The organism is Vogesella indigofera (genome assembly GCF_028548395.1).
Taxonomy (GTDB): Bacteria; Pseudomonadota; Gammaproteobacteria; order Burkholderiales; family Chromobacteriaceae; genus Vogesella; species Vogesella indigofera_A.
Map to the genome: position 1 here is coordinate 1 of NZ_JAQQLA010000002.1, position 19,078 is coordinate 19,078.

The 19,078-nt window shown below is 64.4% G+C and carries 16 protein-coding genes and 1 riboswitch; of the genes, 8 read left to right on the forward strand and 8 right to left on the reverse strand.

What is annotated here, in order from left to right:
• Together PQU89_RS01810 and PQU89_RS01815 are read left to right on the forward strand one after the other, a co-directional pair.
• Positions 1-961 (forward strand): YDG domain-containing protein (locus PQU89_RS01810; RefSeq protein WP_272764349.1); only part of this gene is annotated, 961 nt, incomplete at its 5' end.
• Between the two features lie 11 nt (positions 962-972).
• Complete coding sequence (locus PQU89_RS01815) at positions 973-2,616, forward strand: ShlB/FhaC/HecB family hemolysin secretion/activation protein (RefSeq protein WP_272764350.1); 1,644 nt, start codon at positions 973-975, stop codon at positions 2,614-2,616.
• A 131-nt stretch (positions 2,617-2,747) separates the two neighbouring features.
• Here PQU89_RS01815 and katG read toward each other — a convergent pair whose 3' ends face one another.
• Positions 2,748-4,940, reverse strand: coding sequence for a catalase/peroxidase HPI (katG, locus tag PQU89_RS01820; protein WP_272764351.1), 2,193 nt, complete (start codon positions 4,938-4,940; stop codon positions 2,748-2,750).
• Between the two features lie 206 nt (positions 4,941-5,146).
• Here katG and PQU89_RS01825 point away from each other — a divergent pair, with 206 nt between their 5' ends.
• The 6 genes from PQU89_RS01825 to PQU89_RS01850 all read left to right on the forward strand — a co-directional run bounded on the left by PQU89_RS01825 (position 5,147) and on the right by PQU89_RS01850 (position 12,069).
• The gene (locus PQU89_RS01825; RefSeq protein ID WP_272764352.1) at positions 5,147-5,419 is read left to right on the forward strand and encodes a hypothetical protein; all 273 of its coding nucleotides are present in this window, start codon (positions 5,147-5,149) and stop codon (positions 5,417-5,419) included.
• A gap of 162 nt (positions 5,420-5,581) precedes the next feature.
• Positions 5,582-5,677: riboswitch (TPP riboswitch) on the forward strand.
• Between the two features lie 54 nt (positions 5,678-5,731).
• A complete protein-coding gene (locus PQU89_RS01830) occupies positions 5,732-6,748 on the forward strand; it encodes a thiamine ABC transporter substrate-binding protein (RefSeq protein WP_272764353.1) in 1,017 nt (338 codons plus the stop codon).
• 84 nt (positions 6,749-6,832) lie between these two features.
• Positions 6,833-8,380, forward strand: a complete 1,548-nt coding sequence (locus PQU89_RS01835) for an ABC transporter permease (protein WP_272764354.1) — start codon at positions 6,833-6,835, stop codon at positions 8,378-8,380.
• Positions 8,364-9,305, forward strand: a complete 942-nt coding sequence (locus tag PQU89_RS01840) for an ABC transporter ATP-binding protein (RefSeq protein WP_272764355.1) — start codon at positions 8,364-8,366, stop codon at positions 9,303-9,305. Before PQU89_RS01835 ends, PQU89_RS01840 begins: the two co-directional genes overlap by 17 nt.
• A gap of 123 nt (positions 9,306-9,428) precedes the next feature.
• Positions 9,429-10,016, forward strand: a complete 588-nt coding sequence (locus tag PQU89_RS01845; protein ID WP_272764356.1) for an SIS domain-containing protein — start codon at positions 9,429-9,431, stop codon at positions 10,014-10,016.
• A gap of 355 nt (positions 10,017-10,371) precedes the next feature.
• Positions 10,372-12,069, forward strand: coding sequence for a methyl-accepting chemotaxis protein (locus PQU89_RS01850; RefSeq protein WP_272764357.1), 1,698 nt, complete (start codon positions 10,372-10,374; stop codon positions 12,067-12,069).
• 210 nt (positions 12,070-12,279) lie between these two features.
• Here the strand turns inward: PQU89_RS01850 and PQU89_RS01855 are convergent, their stop codons facing one another.
• The 7 genes from PQU89_RS01855 to PQU89_RS01885 all read right to left on the reverse strand — a co-directional run bounded on the left by PQU89_RS01855 (position 12,280) and on the right by PQU89_RS01885 (position 19,063).
• Positions 12,280-12,759, reverse strand: coding sequence for a YbaK/EbsC family protein (locus tag PQU89_RS01855; RefSeq protein WP_272764358.1), 480 nt, complete (start codon positions 12,757-12,759; stop codon positions 12,280-12,282).
• Between the two features lie 251 nt (positions 12,760-13,010).
• On the reverse strand, positions 13,011-14,090 hold the full coding sequence (locus tag PQU89_RS01860; protein WP_272764359.1) for a hypothetical protein: 1,080 nt from the start codon (positions 14,088-14,090) through the stop codon (positions 13,011-13,013).
• 481 nt (positions 14,091-14,571) lie between these two features.
• Positions 14,572-15,573 (reverse strand): YncE family protein, encoded by a 1,002-nt coding sequence (locus PQU89_RS01865; RefSeq protein WP_272764360.1) that lies wholly within the window; start codon positions 15,571-15,573, stop codon positions 14,572-14,574.
• 11 nt (positions 15,574-15,584) lie between these two features.
• Positions 15,585-16,232: a methyltransferase family protein gene (locus PQU89_RS01870; protein WP_272764361.1), complete on the reverse strand. Its 648-nt coding sequence runs from the start codon at positions 16,230-16,232 to the stop codon at positions 15,585-15,587.
• Positions 16,229-16,468, reverse strand: a complete 240-nt coding sequence (locus PQU89_RS01875) for a DUF2933 domain-containing protein (RefSeq protein ID WP_272764362.1) — start codon at positions 16,466-16,468, stop codon at positions 16,229-16,231. Before PQU89_RS01875 ends, PQU89_RS01870 begins: the two co-directional genes overlap by 4 nt.
• 1 nt (position 16,469) lies before the next feature.
• A complete protein-coding gene (locus tag PQU89_RS01880) occupies positions 16,470-16,709 on the reverse strand; it encodes a hypothetical protein (protein WP_272764363.1) in 240 nt (79 codons plus the stop codon).
• The gene (locus PQU89_RS01885) at positions 16,706-19,063 is read right to left on the reverse strand and encodes a heavy metal translocating P-type ATPase (RefSeq protein WP_272764364.1); all 2,358 of its coding nucleotides are present in this window, start codon (positions 19,061-19,063) and stop codon (positions 16,706-16,708) included. The genes PQU89_RS01880 and PQU89_RS01885 overlap by 4 nt, the downstream gene beginning before the upstream one ends.
• Between the last annotated feature and the right edge of the window lie 15 nt (positions 19,064-19,078).

A 19,078-nucleotide genomic window follows, 5' to 3' on the forward strand; every position in this document is an offset into this window, starting at 1 on the left:
TAACGGCAACTACCAGATCGCCGGTGTGACCACTGCCTTGACGGCCAACATCACCCCGGCGCAGCTGACCGTTTCCGGACTGACGGCCAATGACAAGGTCTACAACGGCACGCTGGCGGCCACCCTCAGCGGTACGGCGGTACTGGCGGGCACCATCTACGAAGGTGACGGCGTCAGCCTGAGTGGCTCGGCAAGTAGCGGCAGCTTTGCAGATCCAAATATCGGCACCAGCAAGCCGGTAAGCGCCGATCTGTCGGGGTTGAACCTGAGTAATGGCAACTACCAGATCGCAGGCGTGACCGGCCAACTGCTGGCTAACATCACTGCAGCTACACCGGTACCTGCCCCTGTGACAACGTCAGAGCCATTGCCTACTTTGCCGCCGAATCCTGTCATTGTTCCTGCCTTTGTTGATAATGGCAGCACTGCATTTGCCAGCACGGCCCCGACAAGTTTTGGTGGGTTGAACTATGTTCTTGCTCCAACAGGTGCCGCGGGTGATGGCAATGTTGCTCCCTCGGCTGCTACCAGTACCTTGAACTTTGTGACCGGTCTTCCTGTGGGGAATGGCGATATATCAACTGGAAAAGTTGTGGCAGGTACATCGTCGGCAATCTCCCCAGCTGGGGTGGCTGATACGGTGAATGAAGAAAGCCTCTCTGCTGGGGCAGGCCTCCAGGAGGGGGAGGGCGGTAGTAGTACCGACAGGCCGTTTGCCCCGGTAGCACAAAACGCCGGCCAACCTGAAGGGGCGGCAGGAGCGCTGAACTTTGTATCAAGTGCTGATGAAGGCAACGCGGCCAACTCACCTGCAGCAGATAAGGGCGGCCGTAAGAACAGCAATGAGTTGAACATCAATGATGTGACGGTACCAAGTGCAACCGGCCCGCTGGATGTCTTTGTTGTGGATACCGGTATCAATCGTCGTAACGTGAAGACACTGACTGCCATCCGTTATTAATGGGAAGCTCAATGAACAAGAAAAACACTACTCTGGTGGCAGTGGCACTGCTGGTTTATGCGACACAAGGCTTCGCCGATACGAATACCGATTTGCAGATGACCAAACCGCCGCAACCCACCAGTAGCGATAGCAAGGCGCTGCCCCAGTTTCAGCCACCTTCGGCGCTGGAACCTGTTGCCGGTGGCGTCACTGTCAAGCTGAACCAGCTTGAAATCAGTGGCAACAAGTCGTTGTCGACTGAGACATTGCTGGCCCAGCTCAATCCAGTTGCAGGACGCTCGTTCGATATGGCCGGGCTGACTGCAATAGCGAATACCCTGAGCAATTATTACCATGCAGCAGGTTATCCTTTTGCTCAGGTATTTCTTCCGCCACAGGACCTGCAGAACGGCGTTTTGCATATTACGGTGATTGAGGGCAGTTACGGCAAAGTGGCTGCAGTCGGTAACGATAAATTGTTGTCGGGTGCCCAGCGCTTTTTGGCTTATGGGCTGCAGCGTGGCGACGCTATCCAGAATCAAAAACTGGAGCGTACGCTGCTGATTCTGGACGATCAGCCGGGAATGACAATCCGACCGATTATCCGGCCAGGTTCTGCGCAGGGTGAGGCAGATTTGCTGGTGGATGTGAAGCGTGAGTCGTATGTCAGTGGCGAAGTCGGGGTAGATAACACCGGAGCCAGCAGCACTGGTGAATATCGGGCACATGCTGCCTTGTTCCTCAATAGCGCGGTTCTCTATGGGGACAAGCTGTCGTTGAACAGTATGTATACCGATGAAGACATGTGGTTGGGGGCGGTTGATTACGAGGCACCTCTGGGCGCCTCCGGATTGCGCGGACGGCTTGGTTATGCCCATACCAGCTACCAGCTGGGCGGCGAGTTTGCTGCGCTGGGCGCTCAGGGGGTGGCTGACATTACTACTGCAAGGCTGTCCTATCCACTGCTACGTTCGCAGGCTAACAACCTGTTGATATCGTTGAGCCTGCAACATAAATCGCTACAGGATGATTACCGGGCCAGCAATATCGTGCGCAACAAGCGCAGCGACGGTGCAACTCTGGGGCTTCAGTTTGATAAGCGTGACGCGGTGTGGGGCGGTGGGGTGACGTATGGCTCGCTGTCAGTCAGTGGTGGGCAGCTCCGTCTGGATGGCGAAAGTGAGTTGTCGGATGCCGTGACGGCCGGTACCAATGGTAGCTTTGGCAAGGTCAATCTGGACATTGCCCGTATTCAGAAAATTGCCGGTGGTTTAAATGCCTATGGGCGTTTTTCCGGGCAGTGGGCCAACAAGAATCTGGATTCGTCGGAGAAGTTCAGCTTGGGTGGATACTACGGCGTGCGTGCCTACCCTCTGGGGGAGGGGGTGGGGGACAGCGGGTGGTTTACTCAGCTGGAGTTGCGCTACACCTTGGGTGCCGTGACGCCATTCATTCTTTACGACTACGGCAAGTCAACGGCCAACACAGACCCATGGGACAGCAATTCAGCAGCCAGCAGGACCATTGCTGGGGCTGGTTTCGGTGCACGTCTGCAATATGTACAGTGGAGTGTGGATGGCAGTCTGGCGTGGCGTAGCCAGGGAGGGCGATCCGAGGCCGAGAATGTCGACAAGAATCCCCGTTTTTTCCTGATGCTGGGCAGAAAATTCTGAGCTGTTGAAACAACAACGAAGTAATGTACCTAGGACTTCTAGTCAGTTAAATGGCTGCTTCCGTAACCGGAAGCAGCCATTTCCCTTGTCAGGCCAAGCCGGCTTGTCACACCGGCCAAGCCTGACGTGACTTACGCCAGATCGAAACGGTCCAGGTTCATCACCTTGCTCCACGCAGCCACGAAGTCGTTGACGAACTTCTGTTGCGCGTCGCTGCAGGCGTACACCTCCGCCAGCGCCCGCAACTGCGAGTTGGAGCCGAACACTAGGTCCACGGTGGTGGCGGTCCACTTCGGCACGCCGCTGGCGCGGTCGTGGCCTTCCAGTACGCCGTCGGTGGCGGACTTTTGCCACTTGGTGCCCATGTCGAGCAGGTTGACGAAGAAGTCGTTGCTCAGGACCCCGGGGCGTTGGGTGAACACGCCGTGCTGCGCCTGGCCGGCATTGGCGCCCAGCACGCGCAGGCCGCCGATCAGTACCGTCATTTCCGGCGCGCTCAGCGTCAGCAGCTGCGCCTTGTCGATCAGCAGCTCGGCCGCTGCGCTTTCCAGTCCCGGCTGCACGTAGTTACGGAAGCCGTCCGTGCGTGGCTCCAGTACCGCGAACGAGGCCACGTCGGTCTGGTCCTGCGTGGCGTCGGTGCGCCCCGGCGCAAACGGCACGGTCACCTGCTGACCGGCTTGCTTGGCTGCGGCTTCGATGGCGGCACCGCCGGCCAGCACGATCAGGTCGGCCAGCGAGATCTTCTTGCCGCCGGCGGCACTGGCGTTGAAGTCCTGCTGGATTGCGGCCAACGTTTGCAGTACCTGCGCCAGTTGCGCCGGCTGGTTGACCGCCCAGTCCTTCTGCGGTGCCAGGCGGATACGCGCGCCGTTGGCGCCGCCGCGCTTGTCACTGCCACGGAAGGTGGCGGCGGAGGCCCAGGCGGTGCTGACCAGTTGCGCAGTGCTCAGGCCGGAGGCGAGCACCTTGGCCTTCAGCGCGGCGATGTCCTGCGCGTCGACCAGCGGGTGGTCCACGGCCGGCACCGGGTCTTGCCAGATCAGTTCTTCCGCCGGTACCAGCTTGCCGAGGTAGCGGGCGCGCGGGCCCATGTCGCGGTGGGTGAGCTTGAACCAGGCGCGGGCGAAGGCATCGGCAAACGACTGCGGGTCCTGGTGGAAGCGGCGGGCAATCGGCTCGTAGATCGGGTCGAAGCGCAGCGACAGGTCGGCGGTGGTCATCATCGGCGGGTGCTTCTTGCTCGGATCGTGCGCGTCCGGAATCATGTGTTCCGGCTTCACGTCCTTGGCCACCCACTGGAACGCGCCAGCCGGGCTCTTGGTCAGCTCCCACTCGTAGCCGAACAGGGTGTCGAGGTAGCCGTGGTCCCAGGTGGTGGGGTGGGGTTTCCATGCACCCTCGATGCCGCTGGTGATGGCGTGCTCGCCCTTGCCGCTGCCGAACTGGTTGACCCAGCCCAGACCCATTTCCTCGATCGGCGCGCCTTCCGGTTCCGGGCCGACCAGTGCCGGGTCGCCGGCGCCGTGTGCCTTGCCGAAGGTGTGGCCGCCGGCCACCAGCGCCACGGTTTCCTCGTCATTCATCGCCATGCGGGCGAAGGTTTCGCGCACGTCGCGGCCGGAGGCGACCGGGTCCGGGTTGCCGTTGGGGCCTTGCGGGTTCACGTAGATCAGGCCCATCTGCACCGCGGCCAGCGGGTTGGCCAGCTCGCGGTCGCCGCTGTAGCGATTGTCCCCCAGCCAGGTGCTCTCCGGTCCCCAGTAGATGTCTTCTTCCGGCGCCCAGATGTCCTCGCGACCGCCACCGAAGCCGAAGGTCTTGAAGCCCATCGATTCCAGCGCCACGTTGCCGGCGAGGATGAACAGGTCGGCCCACGACAGCTTGCGGCCGTACTTCTGCTTGACCGGCCACAGCAGACGGCGCGCCTTGTCGAGGTTGCCGTTGTCCGGCCAGCTGTTGAGCGGGGCAAAGCGCTGGTTGCCGGTGCCGGCGCCGCCGCGGCCGTCGGCGATGCGGTAGGTGCCGGCGGCGTGCCACGCCATGCGGATCATCAGGCCGCCGTAGTGGCCCCAGTCCGCCGGCCACCAGTCCTGCGAATCGGTCATCAGCGCGTGCAGGTCCTGGAGCACGGCGTCCAGATCCAGCGTCTTGAATTCTGCGGCATAGTCGAACGCCTCGCCCATCGGATCGGACTCGGCGCCGTGCTGGTGCAGGATGCCCAGCTTCAGCTGCTGTGGCCACCAGTCACCGTTGGAGGGGCCGCCGGCTACGGTGTGCGGGGCGGCGCTGCCCGAGAACGGGCACTTGGCTTCTGTCGACATGGTTCTCTCCTGTTGCTTTTGATTGTCAGCGGATCACGCCAGACGGCTGATCCGCTGCGGTTTGCTGGGGTTAATTTGACTGCTGATCTGGACGGTGACGCGCTGGTCACCCGGCTGGTTGTCGAGGAGTGCCATCACGCGCGCTGCGGCCAACGTTGCGGTTACTGCATCCACACCAGGTTGGCCCACAGGTCGTCGAGGGTGATGTGCTGGCGGAAGAAATGTTTCATGGTGTGGCTCCTTGCAGATCGGTGGATGACTGGATTATGGATACCGGTTATGCATTTGTTAAATTGATTGTTATTTTTGATGTGTTAGCTTTTTGCTATTTGCCTGCCATGCCGCACGCATCGGGTGCCCATTGCGCCGCGCTGGTGCATGCGCCATGTCGTGGTGATTCTTTTTATAGCGGCAAAGTGGTGAATTGGCAGTGCCGGCGGTGCTTTTTGCTGGCACGGCATTTGCTGAATGAACGGTGAGGGTAGCCGTGGTGGCTGCGCCTCGCTTGAGAGTCTGTCCCGTTGCTTCGGTCTGCATACTGCAAGACACGCCCGTTCCCGCCTTGGGGGCGGGCGATTTTTTTGCGCCGCCCGCGCGCCGCGGCGGTTAAGCAATGCCGCGCAACGCGCTATACTCGCCGCTTCGATCACCGGGGGTGTCTGCCACAGGCAGACTGAGAGAGACCCCAGAACCTGATCTGGGTCATGCCAGCGGAGGGAGCGTGATGCGCGGCCAGTCCGCGTCCCGCTTCTTCTTTTGGTGCGCGCCACTACCAAAAGAGGATGTCTGCAATGTTCAAGAAAACCGTACTGCTGCTGGCGCTGGCCGGCGCCTCCCTGACCACCCTGGCCGCCGAGCTGCGGGTGATGACGCACAGTTCGTTCAGCCTGCCCAAAGAGCGCATCGCCGAGTTCGAGAAACAGAGCGGCGCCAAGCTGGCCATCATCAAGGGTGGCGATGCCGGCGAGATGCTCAACAAGCTGATCCTGACCCGCGCCAATCCGGTGGCCGATGTGGTGTACGGCATCGACAACACCCTGATCGGCAAGGCCAACGCCGCCGGCGTGCTGGAGGCGACCAGCAGCAAGGTTGGCCGCAGCGTGGCCGCGGCCAGCCTGCCGGGCGCGGTGGCCATCGACTACGGTTACGTCACCCTCAACATCGACAAGGCCTGGTTCGCGGGCAGCAAGCTGCCGCTGCCGGCGACGCTGGACGACCTGGCCAAGCCCGCCTACAAGGACCTGTTGGTAGTGGAAAACCCGGCCACCTCCAGCCCGGGCCTCGCCTTCCTGCTGGCGACCATCGCCGGCAAGGGCGAAGAAGGCGCCTTCCAGTGGTGGGGCAAGCTGCGTGACAACGGCCTGAAGGTGGCCAAGGGTTGGAGCGAGGCCTACTACACCGACTTCACCCGCAACGGCGGCGCGCGCCCTATCGTGGTCAGCTATGCCACCAGCCCGGCGGCGGAAGTGTTCTACAGCAAGGAAAAACTGGCCGAATCGCCGACCGCCAATCTGGCGCTGAAGGGCGGCGTATTCATGCAGGTGGAGGGCGTGGCCAAGGTCAAGGGCGGGCAGCAACCTGCGCTCGCGCAGCAGTTCGTCGATTTCCTGCGCGGCGAGGCGGTGCAAAAAGAGCTGCAGACCAGCATGTGGATGTACCCGGCGGTAGCCGGCGTGGCGCTGGCGCCGGTGTTCAAGCACGCCGCGCAGCCGGCCAGCTTCAGCAATCCGGATCTGAAGGCGATGCAGCACAAGACCGCCGCCTGGGTCAGCCGCTGGACGCGACTGGTGATCAAGAACGCGCCGTGATGCGGCGGGCTGCCGGCACTGGCCGGCAGCGACTACTACTCATGACGGTAACGGCAGCAGCCGTTACCGTTTTCCATTGTCGTGATGCAGAAAGTGTTGTCCTTGTCTAACTCCCGCTGGCTGGCCTTGCCGCCGCTGTCATTCCTGCTGCTGCTGGTCGGGCTGCCGCTGTCGCGCCTGCTGTACGAGGGCGGGCTGGCGTTCAGCCCGGCGCTGCTGAGCGACGCCTACCTGCAGTGGCGCCTGGGCTGGTCGCTACTGCAGGCGGCGGCCACTTGCGGGCTGACGCTGCTACTGGGGGTGCCGCTGGCGTGGGTGCTGGCGCACTTCGAGTTTCGTGGCCGCGCGCTGCTGTTGCGGGTGCTGATGCTACCGTTCGTGATGCCGACGCTGGTCGCCGGCCTCGGCGTGCTGGCGCTGTTCGGCCCGCACGGCCTCAGCGGGCTGAACCTGCAGGACACGCCGTGGCTGCTGCTGTACGGCAACCTATTCTACAACCTGCCGCTCTTGATCCGCGCCGCGGTGGACGGCTTTGACCACGTGCCGGCCAGCCGGCTGATGGTGGCGCGCACGCTGGGCGCCTCGCGCTGGCGCGCGTTCTGGCGCGTGGAGTGGCCGGTGGTGCGACCGTGGCTGGCGTCGGCGCTGTGCCTGATCTTCCTGTACTGCTTCTCCGGCTTCGGCCTGGCGCTGCTGCTCGGCGGTCAGCGTTACGCCACGGTGGAGGTCGAAATCTACTCGCTGGTCGCCTACGAGCTGAACCTGGCCGACGCCGGCGCGCTGGCGCTGCTGATGCTGCTGCTCGGCGCCGTCATCGCGCTGCTGTACGCGCTGATCGAGCGCCGCCTGGCGCGGCCGGACAAGCGCAGCCCGCCGCTGCGCCAGCCGGTGCAAGGTTGGCCGCAACGGCTGCTGCTGCTGGCCAGCCTGCTGCTCTTGGCGCTGTTCGCCGCCGCGCCGCTGCTGGCGGTGCTGCTGCGCGCGCTGCTGGCCGACGCCGCGGCGTGGCGGGTGCTGCTGCAGGACGACACCCTGCTGGCGCTGGGCAACACGCTGCGCTTCTCGCTGCTGGCGCTGCTGCTGGCGACACTCCTGGGCCTGCTGCACGGGCTGGCGGCGCGGCGCAGCGCCGGCCTGCGCGCGCTGATGTTCCTGCCCTTCATGGTGTCGCCAGTGTGCGTCGCCTTCGGCCTGCTGCTGGCCTATCCCGCCTACAGTGCGACGCTGGCGCTGCTGGTGGCCGCCTACGCGCTCTTGGCCTACCCCTTTGTCGCCAAGGCGGTGGTCAGCGCCCGCGACGCCTTGCCGCCGGCGCTGCCCAATGCCGCGCGCACGCTGGGTGCATCGCCGTGGCGCGTGTTCTGGCGTGTCAGCCTGCCGCTGATGCGCCCGGCGCTGCGCCGCGGCATGGCGTTTGCCGCCGCCACCGCCGTCGGCGAGTTCGCGGTCAGCCTGTTCCTGTCGCGGCCTGAGTGGCTGACGCTGACCACGCTGATCTATCAGCATCTGGGCCGCCCCGGTGCGGCCAACCTTGAGGCGGCGCTGGTGTTGTCCAGCGTGCTGCTGCTGCTGGCGCTGCTGGCATTCATGGCCATCGAGTGGCCGGAGAAGACCCATGCTCGAACTTCGTGACCTGGCGCTGGCGTTTGCCGGCCGCCGCGTGCTGGACGGCCTGTCGCTGCAGGTGGCCGCCGGCGAAACCGTGGCCCTGCTCGGCCCCTCCGGCGAGGGCAAGTCCAGCCTGCTGGCGGTGATCGCCGGCCTGCTGCGGCCGCAGCGAGGCCAGGTGTGGCTGGGCGGGCGCGACATCAGCCGCCTGCCGCCGGAGCAGCGCCAGCTGGCGATGATGTTCCAGGACCACGCGCTGTTTCCGCATCTCGACGCCGCGGCCAACGTGGCCTTCGGCCTGCAGGAACGCGGTGTGCCGCGTGCCGTCGCACGCCAGCGTGCCGAGGCGGCGCTGGCGGCGGTGGGCCTAGCCGGCCGTGGCGCGGCTGCCTGCCACCAGCTGTCCGGCGGCGAGCAGCAGCGGGTGGCGCTGGCGCGGGCGCTGATCGGCGAGCCGGCGCTGTTCCTGCTCGACGAACCGTTTTCCAGCCTCGACACCCATCTCAAGCAGCAGCTGATCGACGACCTGCGCCAGCGGCTGTCCGCCATGGCGGTGCCGACCTTGCTGGTGACGCACGACCGTCACGAGGCGTTCGCGCTGGCCGATCGCGTCGCCATCCTGCAGCACGGGCGGCTGATCCAGGTCGGTACCCCGGGCGAGGTGCTGGCGCAGCCGGCCAGCGCCTGGGTGGCGCGCTTTGTCGGCTTCGACAACGTCGCCGCCGATCACGCCATCCCGCCGGCGGCCTTCCTGCTCGGCGACGGCCAGCCGTTGCGCACGGTGAAACTGGTCGAGCCGCGGGTGGAGGGCTGTCGCGTGGTGGTGGCCGGCGACGGCGGCGACTGGGTGCTGTCGCTGTCGGCGCGCGAGCTGGCCTCGCAGCCGTATCCGCAGCGCGGCGGCCATCTGGCGGTGGGCGTCGATGCCGCGGCGCTGCTGCGCTGGTAGCGCTTTGCTGCACCAGGAAGTGACACGCGGCCAGCACCGGGCTTGAGGCGGAACAGGTGCCGGGCGCGGCTTTTGGTGTAAACTGCCACGCCTGTTTCCGGATAATTGCAGAAAGAACGCACCATGAAGCCGCATATTCTCGACACCCTCCACCAAGCCCGTAACGCGCTGGATGCGCTGCTGGCCAATCCGGCAGCGCTGGCTGCCATCGGCGATGCCGGTGATGCGCTGGTGAACGCCTTCCGCCACGGCAAACGGGTGTTCAGTTGCGGCAATGGCGGCTCTATGTGCGACGCGATGCACTTTGCCGAGGAGCTGTCCGGCCGCTACCGCCTGAACCGTAAGGCGCTGCCGGCGGCCAGTATCAGCGACCCCAGCCATATCAGCTGCGTCGGCAACGACTACGGCTACGAGGCGATCTTCTCGCGCTATCTGGAGGCGCACGCCGGGCAGGGCGACGTGCTGCTGGCGATTAGCACCAGCGGCAGCAGCAAAAACATCCTCGCCGCGGTGAACGCGGCGAAAGCGCTGGGCGTCACCGTGGTGGCGCTGACCGGCCGCCCCGGCTCGGTGATCGGCGAGCTGGCCGATATCGATGTCTGCACCCCGGGCGGCCAGTACGCCGACCGCGTGCAGGAGCTGCACATCAAGGTGATCCACATCCTGATCGAATCGGTGGAGCGCGCGCTGTTCCCGGAAAACTACGCCTGATTGTCATCGGCATGAAATATAAAGCCTGCTCGCGAGCAGGCTTTTTTTATTCAATTGCGACATGGTGTTACAGCTTTTTCGCCGTGACAGCTTGATTCTATTCTGGCTTTAATTGAGCAGGGTTGGCATCAATGTCGTTCTGGCGGCTTTTGCCACGGTCAGGCTTGAGTTTTGTGCGTCGAAACATGCGGATTTTGTCATAAAATTGCTTATAGGCTATGACTTTGGCAACTAAGTAGAAATACGGGGTGCTAAAAGATCGCATTGCACTGGGGCCGGGTTGGCACTAGATATCAACAGTGATGACATCAGGATCACCCCTGGTGTCGCGCTAAACCCCACCGGAGCCACCCCCATGCTGCGCAATCCCACCATCGGCCAGCGTTTAAGTTTTCTGGTCGTCGTTCTGCTCGCCATCGCCGCCTTTCTCGGCGGCTACGGCATGTATACCCAGTCCAAGATTCTTGCCGATTTTTCAAGTACCTATCACGATCGCGTGGTGCCGCTGCAGCAGCTGAAGCTGGTGGCGGACGGCTACGCGGTCAGCATTGTCGATGCCGCGCACAAGGTCCGCGCCGGCGCGCTGAACCGCGACGGCTTCCTCGCCAATCTGGATCAGGCCCGCACGCAGATCCGCCAGCAGTGGCAGGCCTACCGTGCCACCGAGCTGACCGCGAACGAGCTGCAGCTGGCGCAGCAGGCGGAGCGCAGCATGCAGGCGGCCGACCATACCGTCGACCGGCTGCGTGAACTGGTAGTGGCCGGCGATAACGCGGCATTGCAGACATTTAATGATGTTCAGCTGTACCCGGGGTTGGACCCGGTATCGGGGCGTATCTCCGCACTGATCGACCTGCAGCTGAAGGTGGCGGCACAGGAATACGCCGCGGCCGAGGCCGACGCCGCCTTCTGCGCGCGGGTGTCGCTGGCGCTGATGCTGCTGGGCATGGTGCTGGGTGCGGCGCTGGGCTACACCATCATCCGCCGCCTGCTGTCGCAGCTGGGCGGCGAGCCGGACGACGTGGTGGCGCTGGCCGGGCGCATTGCCAACGGTGACCTCAGCCTGCAGCTGCCGGTGCGCAGCGGTGACCGCCACAGCATCGTCGCCTCGATGGCAATGATGCAGCAGGCGCTGATCGCGCTGGTACGCAACCTGGACTGCATCGTGGCGCGACTGACGGTGAACGCGTCCGAACTGGCGGCCGCCTCGGAACAGGTTGCGGTCAGCGCCGAGGAGCAGACCCGTTCCGCGGCGTCGATGTCTGCCGCGGTGGAGCAGCTGTCGGTGAGCATCGCGTCGGTCAGCGACAATGCCCGCGATGTCGCCACCGACGCGCAGGCGTCCGGCAGTCTGGCGCAACAGGGGCAGGGCATCATCGAGCGCACTGTGCACACCATTCAGCAGGTGGCACAGCAGGCGCGTGACGCCAGCGGCCAGGCGGACCTGCTCGGCAACAAGTCGCAGCAGATCGCCAATGTGGTGCAGGTGATCCGCGACGTGGCGGAGCAGACCAATCTGCTGGCGCTGAATGCGGCGATCGAGGCCGCCCGTGCCGGTGAGCAGGGCCGCGGCTTTGCCGTGGTCGCCGACGAGGTGCGCAAGCTGTCGGAGCGCACCGCGCAATCCACCGCCGAGATCAGCGCCATCATCGGCGAGATGCTGGACAACAGCCAGCGGGTGGTGGCCGGCATACACGGCACGGTCGGGCAGATGGAGGACGGCCTGCAGCAGAGCCAGCAAGCGCAGGGCGCGGTGGTCGGCATCGGCGACAACGTTGGCCGCATCAACCACGCCATCGCCGAAATCTCGGTGGCGCTAGTGCAGCAGCAGGCGGCCGGCAGCGGCATCGCCGGCAATGTCGAGCAGGTGGCGCAGATGTCGGAGGAGACGTGCAGCGCCGCGGCACAAACGGCGGCATCGGCCGGCCAGCTGGAGCAGATGGCGCACGAGCTGAAGGCCGCCATCGATTTCTTCTCGCTGCCCGCCACCACCGCGCCGGTGCGCGACACGACGTTCGCCATGCCGCTGGCTAGCCGGCTACAGCCTGCCTGATGTCGGGCTAGACCTTGCCATGCGACACGGCCCCGCTCGGGGCCGTGTTGTTGATACTCAGCACGTGTTCACGATCTCGCACGCTCACGCGAGACAAGCGGAAAACGGCTGGGAAGCGGCGTTTATCCAGATCTGAACTGGCAGGCCGCAGCCGTTTTGAACGCGGCATCGCCCCGTTGATAACAGTCACGGCAGATCGTGGGCGGGTTCTCAGGCGGCGACGGTTTCCTGCGGCTGGCACACGTCCACCCAGTGGCCGTCGACCACGGCGACCAGCTGCGCCAGGCTGATGCGCACTGCGGTGTGCACGTCCCCGGCGGCGGGCAACACCTCGTCAAAGGCCTGCAGCGAGCTGTCCAGATACACCGGCAAGTCGGTGGCGAGGCCGAACGGGCACACGCCGCCGACCGGGTGCCCGGTCAGCGCCTCCACCTCGGCGGACGGCAGCATGCGGCCCTTGCCGAAGGCTTCCTTGAATTTGCGGTTGTCGATGCGGGCATCGCCGCGCGCCACCAGCAACACCACCCGGCCATCGCCCAGGCGGAACGCCAGCGTCTTGGCGATGCGCCCCGGCTCGACCCCATGCGCCTCGGCGGCCAGCGCCACTGTGGCGGTGCTGGTTTCCAGCTCGATGATGGAGATGTCCAGTTGGCGGGCGGCAAAAAATTCACGGACGGACTGCAGACTCATGGCGACCTCGGCTTGATGGCGAAGCGCTTATCTTGACAAGGTCGACGGGGTTTGAACATCCCCCGTGCCCAGCCTGGTCGGGGTAACGCGACGGCGCGGTGGCCATGTTAACGGGGTGGCGACCCGGCTGCGCGGTGCTGAACGCGGCGGCGCAGCGGGCGAAGGTTGGCCGCAACGGGCGTGGACGACACAGCCAAACCGCCGCGAGGGCGGCGGTTTGTTCAGCGGGTTCGGATAGCGGCCGGTGCGGTTCAGTTGTGTCGGTCGCGATCGCGCTGCTGCCTTTCAAGTAACAGCTCCTCCTCGGATGGCGGCATGCCCCGCGACGGCTGTCGTTGCTGCTGCGGCTGTCTGCTTTCCGGATACTGGCGTCGAGGCTCGGTGCGGAGATAGTCCGCACCGCCCTGCGGTGGCCGCTGCATGTCGGGTCGCTGTTGCTGCTCGATCCGGGGCTGGCCGGGTGCGGACTGCCGTGGCATGTCCTGCTGCTGACGGCCTGGCGACTGGCGCATGTCGGGTCGCTGTTGCTGCTCGATCCGGGGTTGGCCCGGCGCGGACTGCCGTGGCATGTCCTGCTGCTGATGGCCTGGCGACTGGCGCATGTCGGGTCGCTGTTGCTGCTCGATCCGGGGCTGGCCGGGCGCAGACTGTCGTGGCATGTCTTGCTGCTGCCAGTCTGGTGACTGGCGCATTTCAGGGCGTTGTTGTTGCTCGATCCGAGGTTGGTTCGGGCGGTCTCGCTGCTGGAAGTGCTGTTGCGTTAGCTCTTCACGTGGCTGGTAGCGGTAATTCTGCGAGCGGATCTCGCGCTGCTGTTCGGACGAGCGCGGGTAGTTTCTTTCCGAGTATCGCCGCTGATAGTGCGGCAAGGGCGCCGGGGCCGGTGCGGCACGCTGATCCCAGCGATCCCAGTCACGATGGTACCGGCTCCAGTCGCGTCCCCAGTGCTCATCCCAGCGCGGTGGGCGGTCGGCACGCCAGTAACGGAAGTACATCGGCGGGCGGCGGTAGTAGCGGATCGGCACGCGCAGCACGAACAGTGGCATGTAGACCGGCTCCACCTCCCACCACGGCCCGTTGTACCAGTCGCTGGCATACCAGCGGTCGTCCGAGTAGACCCAGTACAGCCCGTCGTAGAAGAAGAAGTTCAGGTTTAGACGGGGTGCGTAGTAAACCGGGTAACCCGGCACCCGCACCATCGCCGGATACGCCGGCAGGTCGATGCCCAAGCTGATGCCGGGCAGCTCGATGCCAATGCCGATACTGAGTTGGGCCTGGCTAGGCAGCGCCGGGAACAGCAGCAGGGATAAAGCAAGCAGCAGATAGCGCATGTCGGTTCTCCAATCAGGATAAACCACCCGCGTGGCGAGGATTGTTGCGAGCGGGGCTTGCCGGCGAAGACGGGATGGTGGGCACTGCATGGCACCGGAACAAACGCCGGCGAGCGCAACCTGTCCGCATCAGCAATGCTGTCATCTCTCCATTTTAGGCCGGATATGGCGCATTGCGAGGGCCAGCAGCTGGCTACGCCCGGCAGCAGACGAAGCGACCGACACGTCGCTGGGGGTCTTCGCGGCCACCCGCCGGCGGCGGGTACGCCATAACAAGGCTAGTTGTGTACCGGTGGCCGGCTCTGCGGCCGGGTCTTGCTTCCGTTTGCGATGCCGTAGTTGCCGGCCAGCTTTGGCGTAGCGCCGTGCTACCCGCCTGTGGTTGACGTGTCTGGCGGTCAAGCGGGCCAAACCGGACATTCAGTTGCCAATAGACCAACGGCTGCCTTCTGAAGAAAGGCAGCCGTCACAGCGCATTGACTTAGTCGCGGTAGCTGATGCCGTTCGGCCCGGCGCCTACCTGGTATGTGCTGAGCACGCGGTGTTGACGGCTATCGATCACCGACATGGTGCCGGATTCGATATTGCTGACAAAGACGTACTGGCCGTCACTGCTGATCGCCACGCCGTGTGCACCTGGGCCGGTTTTCACCTCGGCAATGGTTTTGCCGGCGGCCGGGTCGACCACCGATACGCGGTCGTCCGGTTGCTTGCTGCTGCCCTGGTTGGCCACGAATACCTTGCTGCCGTCCGGGGTGGCGTACATCTGGATCGGGTTGCGGCCAACCTTGACCTTGCCGCTCAGTTTGCGGCTGGCGGTGTCGATCAGACCCAGCGCGTTTTCCGCGCTGAGCGACACATAGGCCTGCTTGCCATCAGCGGAGAAACCCACCTGTACCGGGGACTTGCCCACGGCGATGCGCCCGGTTTCCTTCAGGCTGGGCACATCGATCACCGAGATGTTGTCCTCTTTCACATTGGCAACGTACAGGGAGCTGCCGTCTGGGCTCAGGCGCAAGCCGTGCGGATAGGTGCCGGTCTTGATGCTGCCAAGCTGGCTCTTGCTTGCCAGGTCATACACCTGCACAGCGTTGTTGCCGGCATCGGTGACAAAGGCCAGCTTGCTATCGCGGTCGGTCACGACGTGCCCCGGGTGACCCGCCACCGGCAACACAAAGCTCGGCTTGCTGCCCAGCGGCAGGTCGAACACCTGCAGTTCGCCGGCACTCTGGCCGCTGCCATGGTGGCCGGCATGGATATTCATGCCCACCGCCAGCAGGCGCTTGCCATCGGCACTGACCTGTACATTGTGCGGCGAGATTTCCAGCGGGATGGTGGTGACATTGCCATCGGCCAGCGTGATCTGGCTGATGGAGTTGCCGCGTTCATTGGCGGTAAACACCGTGCCAGATGGCGCCGCCAGTGCGGAAGTGGCTGCCAGCGAGAAGGCTAGCAGCAGCGAGGCGGGAATAAGCTTGCGCATGAGGGGTTCCTTTAATAATGGTGTGTCTGCCCCTTGGCGGGGACAAAAGCGGGGGTGTGCTGTCGGTAGGATTGGTAGCGCTCGCCAAACTGCGCCAGCATGTCGGCCTCTTCGTGCAGCGCGAGGCGGGAGTAGATCCAGACCAGAATCGGGAACATCAGCAGCGTCAGCAAGGTTGGCCACTGCAGCAGGAAGCCGAACATGATGACGACGAAGCCGACGTATTGCGGATGGCGAATACGGGCATAGGGCCCCGCCGTCGCTAGCTCATGCCGGCGCTGGGCGTGATACAGCACGCGCCAGGCGGTGGACAGCAGCCAGAAACCGGCGAAGATCAGCACCGTGCTGAGCAGGTGGAATGGTCCCCAGTGCGGATTGCCACGCCAGCCAAACATCACTTCCAGCAGATGGCCATTGTCGTGCGACATGAAATCGACACCGGGGAAACGGCTGCCCAGCCAGCCGGACAGCAGGTAAATGGTCAGCGGGAAGCCGTACATCTCGGTAAACAGCGCCACGATAAAGGCGGAAAACATCCCCAGCGAGCGCCAGTCCCGTGCCGACTTTGGCTTGGTGAAGCTGAAGGCGAAGATGATGAAGACCAGCGAGTTGATCAGTACCAGTCCCCATAATCCGTAGGCCTGCATATGGTCGTTCATGGTTGTTCTCCATCCTGATCGTGCTGGTGAGGGCGGCGTGATGCCCCGCCATGGTGATGGCCGTGGCCGTGATGCATGAACAGGTGCATCAGCGGGCAGGCAAGCAGCAGCAGGTACGGCAATGCGCCCAATACATGCGCCCGGTGCTCGGTGAACAGGAAGAAACCGGCCACCAGTACAAAGCCGACGAAGACCCAGTGGCTGCGCTTGCCATGCTGATCGTGTTGCTCGGTCATGTCAGACTCCTTTCCCATGCTGGCTGTCATGCTCATCCGGTTTGTTGGCGGCGACGGCCTGGTCAATCTCGGATTCCGCCTGCCGTGCCAGCCGGTAGCTCAGCCAGATCACGCCCCACGGACATGTGGCCAACAGCAGTGCCAGCAACAGCGTGGCAAGCGACAAACCGAAGCGCAGCAGCACGAACAGCATGATGGCAAGCGCCAGCAGCGCGCATAGTTGGTAGGCCCGGGTCTTCATGATGTCGCTCCTTCCGCCTGGGTACTGATCGGCAAGCGCTTCAGCAACGCCGAGTTGACGATGACGGAGAGCGAGCTCAAGGCCATGGCGGCACCGGCCACCATCGGGTTCATGAAACCCAGGGCAGCGATGGGGATGCCGATGCTGTTGTAGATGAAGGCCCAGAACAGGTTCTGCTTGATCTTGCGCATGGTGGCGCGGGACAGGCGGATGGCGTTCTCCACGTCGCGGACATCGTTGCGAATCAGGATGATACCGCCGGTTTCCTTGGCGACATCCGAGCCGGAGCCGATGGCGATACCGATGTCGGCGGTAGCCAGTGCCGGGGCATCGTTGACGCCATCGCCCACCATCGCCACCACCTCACCTTCCTGCTGCAGCTGCTGGATCACCTTGACCTTGTCCTCCGGCAGCACCTCGGCAATCACCCGTTCGATCCCCAGCTGCCGGGCGATGGCGTCCGCAGTACGCTGGTTGTCACCACTGAGCATCACCACCTTGATGTGCTGCTGCTTGAGCAGGGCAATGGCTTCGCTGGCCTCGGGCTTCAGCGTGTCGGCCACGGCGATGAGGCCGACCAGCTTGTCGCCATACCCCACCAGCATCGCGGTCTTGCCGTTTTGCTCCAGATGCCGCATGGCGTCATCCGCCACGCCGGTGGCGATGCCCTGCTGGGCCAGCAGCCGCCGGTTCCCCAGCCATACCGGCAAACCATTGACCTGGCCGCGGATACCCAGACCTGCCAGGCCGGTGATGGCGCTGGCCTGCGGCAAAGTCAGCTGCCGATGGTTGGCCGCACGCACGATCGCCTCACCCAGCGGGTGCTCCGAGCCGGTTTCCACCGCCGCCGCCAGGCGCAGCACGTCCAGCTCGTCGCACCCATCAAACGGTACGATGTCGGTCACCGTCGGTTCGCCACGGGTGAGGGTGCCGGTCTTGTCGAAGACCACGCAGCTGAGCTTCTCCGCCCGCTCCAGCACCTCGCCGCCGCGGATCAGCATGCCGCCGTCCGCCCCCTTGCCGACCCCCACCATCAGCGCCGCCGGGGTGGCGATACCCAGCGCACACGGGCAGGAGATGATCAGCACCGCAATGAAGGCCAGCAGTCCCTGCGGGAAGTCGCCGGCCAGCCACCAGCCGACAAACGCCAGCACCGCCACGCTGATCACGGCCGGCACAAAGTAGCGGGTTACCTCGTCCGCCAGCCGCTGGATGTGGGCGGTGCTGCTCTGCGCTTCTTCCACCATGCGGATGATCTGCGCCAGCGCGGTATCGGCGCCGATGCGGGTGGCACGGAAGCTGAACACGCCGGCGCGGTTCAAGGTGCCGCCAATCACGGTGTGACCGGGCTGCTTTTCCACCGGCATGGATTCGCCAGTCAGCATCGACTCATCCACCGTGGAGTGGCCGGAGATGACCTCGCCGTCGGTGGCGATCTTCTCGCCGGGCTTCACCACCACGGTTTCCCCGACCATGATGCTGCCGGCCGGAATCTCCACCTCCTGGCCATCGCGCAGCACATGGGCGGTGGCGGGTTTGAGGTCCAGCAGCCGGCGTACGGCGGCGGAAGACTTTTTCTTGATGATCTCTTCCATGTAGCGCCCCAACAGCACGAAGGCGATGATCACGGCGGAGACTTCAAAGTACACGTCGCGCTCGGCCACCTTGACCGGCAGCACGTCCGGGAAGAACATCACCACCACGCTGTAGAAGTACGCCACCGAGGTACCCAGCGCGATCAGGAAGTCCATGTTGATGTTGCCGGTGCGCAGCGTATTCCAGGCACCACGGTAGAAGGTCCAGCCGCCGATGAACTGCACCGGGGTCACCAGCAGGAACAGCCACATGCCCCAGGTGAACCAGGGCAGATCGGGAATGGGCGCCCAGCTCAGCAGCGTGGCACCGGTTGCCAGCCCGAGGAAGGCACCGGCCCGCAGCACCGCCAGCGCCAGTACCCCGGTCATCGCGATGGTGACGCGGGTTTTCATCGACTTCAGTTCGTTTTCCGGCGACTCGAAGGTGCGCAGGCAGGTCTCGCTGCAGAAGTAGTAGCTGCGCCCGCCACGTTCGCTCTTCAGCGCGGTGGCCTTGTTGACCAACATGCCGCAGATCGGGTCTTTGGCCTTTTCTCCAGGCGCGGTCGCGGCGCTTGCGGGGGCATGGTGCTGATGTTGCGACCCAGCCGCTGGCAGCGTATCGGCCGGTGCCGCCGTATAGCGCGCGGGTGCGGCGACAAACTGCTGCTGGCAGTGCGCGGAGCAAAACCAGTAATCCTGCCCGGCATAGCGATAGTTGGCCGCAGCCTTGCTGCTGTCCACCGTCATGCCACATACCGGATCCTTGACGTTAGCCATGCCTTCACTCCTTGT

Bases quoted from the DNA above. Each gene is read 5' to 3' on its own strand.
- PQU89_RS01855 (WP_272764358.1), bottom strand. From the start codon at position 12,759: ATGAGTCTGCAGTCCGTCCGTGAATTTTTTGCCGCCCGCCAACTGGAC.
- PQU89_RS01875 (WP_272764362.1), bottom strand. From the start codon at position 16,468: ATGACCGAGCAACACGATCAGCATGGCAAGCGCAGCCACTGGGTCTTC.
- PQU89_RS01860 (WP_272764359.1), bottom strand. From the start codon at position 14,090: ATGCGCTATCTGCTGCTTGCTTTATCCCTGCTGCTGTTCCCGGCGCTG.
- PQU89_RS01835 (WP_272764354.1), top strand. From the start codon at position 6,833: ATGCAGAAAGTGTTGTCCTTGTCTAACTCCCGCTGGCTGGCCTTGCCG.
- PQU89_RS01885 (WP_272764364.1), bottom strand. From the start codon at position 19,063: ATGGCTAACGTCAAGGATCCGGTATGTGGCATGACGGTGGACAGCAGC.
- PQU89_RS01865 (WP_272764360.1), bottom strand. From the start codon at position 15,573: ATGCGCAAGCTTATTCCCGCCTCGCTGCTGCTAGCCTTCTCGCTGGCA.
- PQU89_RS01815 (WP_272764350.1), top strand. From the start codon at position 973: ATGAACAAGAAAAACACTACTCTGGTGGCAGTGGCACTGCTGGTTTAT.
- PQU89_RS01840 (WP_272764355.1), top strand. From the start codon at position 8,364: ATGCTCGAACTTCGTGACCTGGCGCTGGCGTTTGCCGGCCGCCGCGTG.
- PQU89_RS01870 (WP_272764361.1), bottom strand. From the start codon at position 16,232: ATGAACGACCATATGCAGGCCTACGGATTATGGGGACTGGTACTGATC.
- PQU89_RS01880 (WP_272764363.1), bottom strand. From the start codon at position 16,709: ATGAAGACCCGGGCCTACCAACTATGCGCGCTGCTGGCGCTTGCCATC.
- PQU89_RS01850 (WP_272764357.1), top strand. From the start codon at position 10,372: ATGCTGCGCAATCCCACCATCGGCCAGCGTTTAAGTTTTCTGGTCGTC.
- katG (WP_272764351.1), bottom strand. From the start codon at position 4,940: ATGTCGACAGAAGCCAAGTGCCCGTTCTCGGGCAGCGCCGCCCCGCAC.
- PQU89_RS01830 (WP_272764353.1), top strand. From the start codon at position 5,732: ATGTTCAAGAAAACCGTACTGCTGCTGGCGCTGGCCGGCGCCTCCCTG.
- PQU89_RS01845 (WP_272764356.1), top strand. From the start codon at position 9,429: ATGAAGCCGCATATTCTCGACACCCTCCACCAAGCCCGTAACGCGCTG.